The following is a 7,890-nucleotide window of genomic DNA, read 5'->3' on the forward strand; positions in this document are numbered from 1 at the left end:
ATTGGTCTCAGGCTTGTGCAGGAGCAGGTTGGCCGTGAGAAATATTGTTTTTATTCACTGAATGTGGACGAATACGCGTGCCCGCCTGACCGGCTAGAATCGCTAAACCATCTTCTAAAGCGCCGATGCCAACCAGTTTTCCACCTTGGCGCACAAATTCGCACGAGGCATCAATTTTAGGCCCCATTGAGCCTGCATCGAAGGTGTATTGGCTTAGATCCTCGGGCGTTGTCTCGGCGATGGCCCGTTGATTGGGTTGACCATAGTCGAGATACACCGCCTCGGCATCGGTCAAAATCAGCAGAGCGTCGGCATTGATTTGGCGGGCTAAGAATGCGGCTGACATGTCTTTATCAATCACCGCTTCAATGCCTTTGAGTTGATCACCTTCTTTAATGACTGGGATACCGCCACCACCGGTACAAATCACTAAATGCCCCTGTTTGATCAAGCTGGCAATGGCATCATCCTCAATAATGCCAGTGGGTTGCGGGCTAGGTACCACCCGACGGAAATATTGGCCATCCGGTTTGATATCCCAGCCATATTTGTCAGCAAGCTGATTCGCTTCTTGTTGGTCATACACGGGGCCAATCGGTTTGGTCGGATTGGCAAATGCCGGATCCTTGGGATCAACCGTCATTTGCGTGAGCATACAAGACACATGTTGATCCGGTGCTAAGTTATGTAGCTCTTGCATCAGCATGTAGCCAATCATGCCTTGGGTTTCAGAGCCGAGCACATCCAACGGATAAGGGGTCACAGATTTATACTCTAACCCTTGCAGTGCCAATAAGCCGACTTGTGGGCCATTGCCATGAACCAGAACGACGTTATATTGCTCACCAATCGCCGCGATGGTTTTTGCCGCTTTGGCGATATTGGCACGTTGAATGTCGGCTTCTAAAGGTTCGCCTCGACGCAGGAGGGCGTTGCCACCTAATGCAACCACGACAGTGGGTTTATTCATAATCATACTCTCTACAGTCGTTGGGGCTGAGCGCAAGCAGGCTCAGCCCAATGCGTTTTAAATACCATCACGATGGATAGGGCAGCTCATGCAGCGCGCGCCACCCCGGCCGCGGCCCAATTCGTCACCGGGAATCGACAAGACAGTGATACCCGCTTTATCGTATTTTTCGTTGGTATAGGTATTCCGTTCATAGCCCACCACGACACCAGGACGAACGGTGAGTACGTTGTTGGCATCATTCCATTGCTCACGCTCGGCTTCAAAGCTGTCACCGCCTGTGGTAATCAGATTCAGTGGGCCGACATCAAGTCCTTTTTCAATCGCGGTCAGGAAGTAATCCTCTTCGCGAACATTGAGTTTGCCAGTGCGATCACCGGTGAGGCTCCAGCATTTGATGTCTTTGCGAATCACTTCTGGGTATACCGAGAAGGTATCTTCGCGCATATGGGTCATCACGGTATCAAGGTGCATGCATGAGCGGTGTTTAGGGAGCTCCATCGCAATCACTTGCTTGGCTTGTCCGTGTTTGAACAAACTGGATGCGAGGTTTTCTACCCCTTGCGGCGTGGTGCGTTCAGACATCCCAATGAGGACCACGCCTTTACCCAAGACAGTGACATCGCCGCCTTCGATAGTGGCATTGTCATAATCAATGTTCTCGCCACCAAAGTAGGTAATAAAGTCGCCATTGGCGAAACGTGGGTGCCATCTATAAATGGCGCGTAGATGGTTGGTTTCACGTTTACGCGCCGGTTTAGCCATTGGGTTAATCGATACGCCGCCGTATAACCAGCACGAGGTATCTCGCGTAAATAAGTGATTAGGCAGTGGATCGATAATAAAGTCTGAAGGGGCATGCATCGCTTGCAACATCGATGTTGTCGCCAGCGGAAGCTCAGAGTAGGCGAGCCCGCCTAAGAACATCGACGCTAACTCATGATGAGGAAGATCATTTAAGTAGCAGCGGATATCGTTCGCAAACGACGGACCAAAGGTATAGTCAGATATTTTTAGGTTCATCAGCCAAGCTTTGGCTTCAGGGACATCCAGCGTTTCAGCCAGCAGGTTTTGCAACAATAAGACTTCCACACCCTGGTCTCGAAGCGTTTGTGCGAACTTGTCATGCTCTTCACCTGCGCGTTCAACGGAAAGTACATCATCGAAAAGCAGGTCGTGACAGTTAGAGGGAGTGAGGTGTGTCAAAGCACGCTCAGGACGGTGTAACATCACTGTACGTAATTGACCAATTTCTGAGCCGACATAGAAGTTGTTCATCTTTCTTTCTCCGTATATCTCTGCTTGGCTTTTCATCGGAAGGGATAAATAAAAAGTGCAGATTTATTATTGGGTACAAATTCATTCTAACGCGGCGTGATAATGGAACTGGAAGTTGGATCACATTGACTCAATACATCCTAGAGAGCGGTTTTTACCCTGTGTTAATGATATTTATGGCAGATGATTTACGTGGTCTTTAATAATTAATCACTTTTAATGATTGCTTAGCGTTTTTATTTTTTTATCTTCAGAGTTTGCGCGGACTTTGTGTTTGTTTTATGCCTATTTTATTTTGCGTGTATTAAAGCTTATGCGTCATTAATGAATGACTATCTTTTGATTTTTTTTAATTTAACAAGTACAGGCGATTTTTTGGTTTGAATTGTGACGGTGATCATTATTATACGGCTTGTTGTTAAAAATGTTGTTTTATTGTGAAAAATACAAAGCGACAAAAAATAAAGCAGGTCAAGGTCGTTTTTAGGCAAAAAAAAGCGCACTTGCTTATCGCAAGTGCGCGTGTGTTGCGGTGATAGTGTTTACAGCATGACACCGACGCTGAGCATAACCATAATCATGATAGTTAAAATGCCAAGCAGGGGAGCAACCCATTTTATCCATTTCGCATAGGGTACACGCGCAATGGCTAAGCCGCCCATGACCACGCCAGACGTCGGAGTCACTAGGTTGACCAAGCCAGAGGCTGACTGGTAAGCGGTGACGACTAATTCGCGACCGACGTTGGCGAAATCAGCGAGGGGCGCCATGATTGGCATGGTTAGAACAGCCAGTCCTGATGATGAGGGCACCAAGAAAGACAGAAGTACTTCAAGCCAATACATCACATTGATAAACACAAATGACGACAAGCCCGATACTAGGCTTTCCGCGCTATTCAGTATGGTGTCGGTGATCATGCCTTTGTCCATGATCACCACAATACCGCGCGCAATACCGATGATCAGCGCTACACCAAGTAGGTCTCTCGCCCCATCTATAAAGCTGGTGGTGATTTCCTCTTCACTCATGCGCGCAATAAGACCAATGATAATGGCGGCCCCTAAGAACACGGCTGAGATCTCGGCCATCCACCATCCGAGCGAGGAGACGCCATAAATCATGACTGCGAATGCACCGGCAAAAACGGTAAGGATGACCTTACGTGTGGCGGTGAAGTCTAAGCTTTGATTATCATCGTGCTCGCCAAGGAAATGTTTTTTATTACTTTCATACTGGTCATAAACAATGGATTGGCTTTGGTCAGCGCGTACTTTCCGAGCATAGCGCATGACATAAGCGACACAAATGAGCCAACCAATGGCCAAAATGGCGAGGCGCAGCAGAATACCGTCGGTAAAAGGAATGCCTGCGGCATTGGCAGCAATCACAGTCGCAAACGGGTTAATGGTTGAGCCTAATGTGCCAATACCTGCGCCAAGTAGCACGGTGGCAGCGGCAACGACAGGATCAAAACGTGCGGCCATCATCACAGGCACAAGCAAGGTATAGAAGGGGAGTGATTCTTCAGCCATCCCGTAGATGGTGCCCCCTGCGGCAAATAGGCCCATCAAGATAGGGATCATCCACTCTTCGCGCCCTTCCAAGCGTTTGGTGACCCGCTCAATACCAGCATCAATGGCGCCCGTTTTCGTCACCAGCCCTAAAAAGCCGCCAATAATAAGAATAAACAGGGAGACATCAATGGCCGCCGCTTCATAGGTTTGGTGATTATAAAAGCCATCAATGGGGGCTAAAAGGACATCCACGATGCCTTGCGGATTACTCTCAACTTGCTGATAAGTGCCTGATACAGGGACTTGTTGACCAAGCTCTTCGTTCATGGTGCGGTCGTATTGCCCTGCGGGTACGACCCAACTTAGGGCGGCAACGACGGCAATAAGAATAAACAGTATCGTATAAGCGGATGGGAACTTCAGATTGGCAAACCAACCTTTTTTCTCAGGAACACTCTGGTTACTCATGGTTTCTCCTCATACCTCTTCTCAGTACAGGGGCGTACTACACGTGTTGAGGTAAAGCGTTAAGTTTCACGTCATTATTATTTTGAGCAATAAACATTTGCTTTGTCTTTATTGTAAAAGCGAGAGGCTTCTTACTTCTTGGTGATATCTCACAAAAGGAAATGTGGCTTTTTATTAAAAAAGATGAGCTAAAATTTTAAAGTGAATGTTATGTTGGTTTTTACGCGTACTTATCCTTTTTTTCGCCAAGGGAAAGGTGGGTTTTTATTGATTAAAATGTATCTACTTGCAGCGTAAGGTAGATATTATCTCTTTGTTCGAGAGCGTTTATGTGAGCAGATTGCTTAATTAGTCATAAGTGGTGGGCGTTAATGATGAATAAAACAGGATAAAACACCAAGGGTTCCAACGTGAGATAATTAGGCTTTTCTTGTTTTAAATCAAATTAGCGTTGGCTTAAACTGAAGTCCGCATAGGAAAGGGCGCACTTGCGCCCTATTGATGGGGCGTTATTTCTTTTTGGTGGGTTTTGGCAGCACAATCATATCGCACTCAGAAAAATGGTCTTGGAAAGCGCGATTATTGATATCGAAGATAACAATGAGGTTGCCAAGGCCAAAGCAGGCCGTTGCCATGCGGATCAGTGCCTGAGTGGGGCGAATATTACTGCCATCGGTATTTTGCAGGCGCAGGCGCCATGCTCGCATCCCGAGTGTTTGTCCTGCCTTACACCAAAAATAGCCATAGAACCCACCGATGACACAGGCTAAATACGCTGTATATAATGGGTTAACAATGGGGTGATGGGTGAGAAAGTCACTGATATCTTGGTAGGGCGCGATAGACATGCCGAGCGCTTGTGCGATCGCGAGCAATGCCATCATGCCGCCCCCCGCAAGCATAAGAAGTGCGGCAACCACGAGGATATCATAGACCCAGGCCGCTAAGCGGCGAAAAAAACCTGCGGTTGGGCAAGCGATAGAAGACGTTTGCATTGGTGTTTACATCCCAGTATTCAATTCGATGCTAGCCTAGCACAGACACTGTCTTGGCGAGTAAGACTAGGCTGTTGTTTTTTGCCCAACTATGGGGGTTTTTTCTGCATAAGTGTATCTTAGTGTCCTGAGTTGGTTAAAAATAATGCGAACAAACACTTTTTTGCTTTTTGTGCTTGCACTCGAAAGGGCGGTACGTATAATTGGCCCCACTTGCCGAGATGGCGGAATTGGTAGACGCAGCGGATTCAAAATCCGCCGCCTTAACGGGTGTGAGGGTTCAAGTCCCTCTCTCGGCACCAAATCCCAAAAAAGCCCCAGTCTAAAGACTGGGGCTTTTTTCGTTATGCGCCCGCATAAGCGATGTGCAAGTCACAATCCGCCACATTCTATCCCGCTAATCCTGACGGCCCAAGGTATGATCCCTCGATAAGCAAAAAGAGGGAGTAGTAAGGTGCAAGTGCGTTATCAAGACATTGCTCGTTGGATCGAAGCACAAATCCAGCAGCGCGTTTGGCAAGTCGGCGAGCGGATCCCATCGGTAAGAGAAATGAGCCGTCTCCAGCGCGTGAGTCCAATGACAGTGATGCGTGCTTATGAACAGTTGGMAGCTGATGGCTGGGTTGAAGCGAGACCTCGGTCCGGTTTTTTTGTTCGCCCTCATTATAACCAGTTGGCAGAGCATGTATTGGCGAGGCCACAAGCTGATTCTCAATGGCTTTCCACGCATCAGGATGTCTTTGATGTGATCAGTGCTAGTCACCAAGGAACGCGCTATCCATTTGGTTCGGCATTTCCCGATCCTCAACTGTTCCCCATGCAAGCCTTGGGACGGGCAATGGCGCGAGTGCTTCGTCAGTCTTCACATCCAGACCACTTTACTATTTTACCACCCGGTGACACTGGGCTTCGTCGGTTGATTGCCCAACGCTATCTGCGTCAAGGCATTAAAGTTGGCATTGACGAAATCATTATCACCAACGGCGCAATAGAAGCATTAAGTTTGTCATTAGCCGCACTCACTCAACCTGGTGATAAAGTCATTATCGAAGCACCCGCTTTTTATGGGGTACTGCAAACGCTTGAAAGGCTACAACTTGAACCCGTTGCTGTATCGGTTGATCCAAGTTCTGGTATTGATATAAATGCGCTTGAGCACGCCTTAATCTCACACCAAGTATCGGCATGCTGGTTAATGAGTAACTTTCATAATCCTACCGGGGCATCGATTCCAGATGATGACCGGCCCCGTGTGGTTAGCCTACTTGCGTCTCATCAAGTCCCACTTATCGAAGATGATGTATATGGTGAGCTCTATTTCACCCCTTCACGGCCCATGCCTTTAAAAGCCTACGATGCGCAAGGCGGCGTCTTACATTGCGGCTCTTTCTCCAAACAGCTTGCACCTGGTTTTCGAGTGGGCTGGGTCGCGGCAGGGTGCTATGCGATGCAAATAGAGAAGCGTCAGTCCGTTTCGAGCTTAGCCGTAGGGGCGCCCAATCAACTGGCGATTGCTGATTACTTAAAACAAGGCGGCTATGACGCGCACTTACGCCGATTACGTGAAACGCTGTCTACTCGTCAAAACCAGGTCCTCACCCAACTCAAAGCGATCTTACCGGGCAGTGCCTGGGTTAGCGAACCCAAAGGCGGTTATTTTTTGTGGGTTACATTGGATAAAAACATCGATACGCGTGATCTGTTTCAGGCGTTAAGGCCGTTTGGTGTGACCATCGCCCCGGGTGCATTGTTTGCGACAGATGGACGGTTTAATCATTGCTTTCGTCTCAATCTCTCGATTGATGGAAAAGTAACAAGAGAGCTCGAGCACAATGATGCCGAGTGTGATGGGTTAAATCAGATTGCGACGGCTCTCTCATCGTTACTCGCCGCGTCACCTGTACCAGTTAAATAGTGATCACTTTGTACTAGGCCGCGACGGCACTTTTCCCTTTAAACTGGATGTGCAATACCAGCTTGGGAGGAAAAGATGAAACAAGAGATGAGCATGATGGTGGTCGCAATAATTTGTGCAGCGTTACTGATCCTTGGCCACATCATTATTATTGAAACACTTGCCTATTACACATGGGCGCAATGGACCGCTGGCGCAATTCCTTTTGTGCTTTTGCTCATGGCGTGGGGCGCTGTGCGTTATTGTCGAGCGAAAGAGCGTGCGGAGGAAAGGCAACAATCGCACTTGCACTAATTGTTTTTTTGTATTGAGGGAGCGTGAGCACCAGCCATCTCTCGCTCTCCACGACTAGAAAAGCTCTCAACGACCGGAAAAAGGGGCCTTTTGTCTGTTTTTGTTTGTTTTGTGAACAAACGAGCAGCAAGGCGCTTTTTTTTTATATTTAGGGGTTGCGGTAAAAACTGAGATCTCTATACTGCGCTTCCTGTCGACGGGGCAACGAGACGCAAGTCACGAAATGCCGACCACGAATCGACACGCTCTTYAACAATTTGACCTATGCAATCTGTGTGGGCACTCGTTGAGAATAGACAAAAAGATTTATTCGATGAACTGAGTGACCAATTCATGTTGGTACAGCCTTGAGCTGTTTTGATTTCACTTTTTTAAAAGTGGATGCCAACAAGAGCACAGTCAATTCGTTTGTCTCGCAAGAGACGAACAAAACAGTATTTATCGAGCCGTTTG

The 7,890-nt window shown here is 47.8% G+C and carries 6 protein-coding genes and 1 tRNA gene; 3 read left to right on the forward strand and 4 right to left on the reverse strand.

Going from position 1 to position 7,890, the window contains the following annotated elements; genetic code table 11:
* Positions 1–7: 7 nt before the first annotated feature.
* The 4 genes from arcC to BZG81_RS02820 all read right to left on the reverse strand — a co-directional run bounded on the left by arcC (position 8) and on the right by BZG81_RS02820 (position 5,228).
* Complete coding sequence (arcC, locus tag BZG81_RS02805) at positions 8–970, reverse strand: carbamate kinase (RefSeq protein ID WP_021023407.1); 963 nt, start codon at positions 968–970, stop codon at positions 8–10.
* Between the two features lie 57 nt (positions 971–1,027).
* Complete coding sequence (arcA, locus tag BZG81_RS02810; protein ID WP_025674807.1) at positions 1,028–2,248, reverse strand: arginine deiminase; 1,221 nt, start codon at positions 2,246–2,248, stop codon at positions 1,028–1,030.
* A 542-nt stretch (positions 2,249–2,790) separates the two neighbouring features.
* Positions 2,791–4,233, reverse strand: coding sequence for a YfcC family protein (locus tag BZG81_RS02815; protein WP_021023409.1), 1,443 nt, complete (start codon positions 4,231–4,233; stop codon positions 2,791–2,793).
* A gap of 509 nt (positions 4,234–4,742) precedes the next feature.
* Complete coding sequence (locus BZG81_RS02820) at positions 4,743–5,228, reverse strand: RDD family protein (protein ID WP_077459918.1); 486 nt, start codon at positions 5,226–5,228, stop codon at positions 4,743–4,745.
* A 215-nt stretch (positions 5,229–5,443) separates the two neighbouring features.
* On the opposite strand from BZG81_RS02820, the gene BZG81_RS02825 reads away from it, so the two are divergent.
* The 3 genes from BZG81_RS02825 to BZG81_RS02835 all read left to right on the forward strand — a co-directional run bounded on the left by BZG81_RS02825 (position 5,444) and on the right by BZG81_RS02835 (position 7,437).
* Positions 5,444–5,530 (forward strand) — tRNA-Leu (locus tag BZG81_RS02825).
* Positions 5,531–5,682: 152 nt separating this feature from the next.
* Positions 5,683–7,143, forward strand: a complete 1,461-nt coding sequence (locus tag BZG81_RS02830; RefSeq protein WP_077676692.1) for an aminotransferase-like domain-containing protein — start codon at positions 5,683–5,685, stop codon at positions 7,141–7,143.
* 75 nt (positions 7,144–7,218) lie between these two features.
* Entirely contained in the window at positions 7,219–7,437 is a 219-nt protein-coding gene (locus BZG81_RS02835) for a hypothetical protein (RefSeq protein WP_021023412.1), read from the forward strand.
* Positions 7,438–7,890 lie beyond the last annotated feature (453 nt).

The organism is Salinivibrio sp. MA607 (genome assembly GCF_001996245.1).
Lineage (GTDB): Bacteria > Pseudomonadota > Gammaproteobacteria > Enterobacterales > Vibrionaceae > Salinivibrio > Salinivibrio costicola.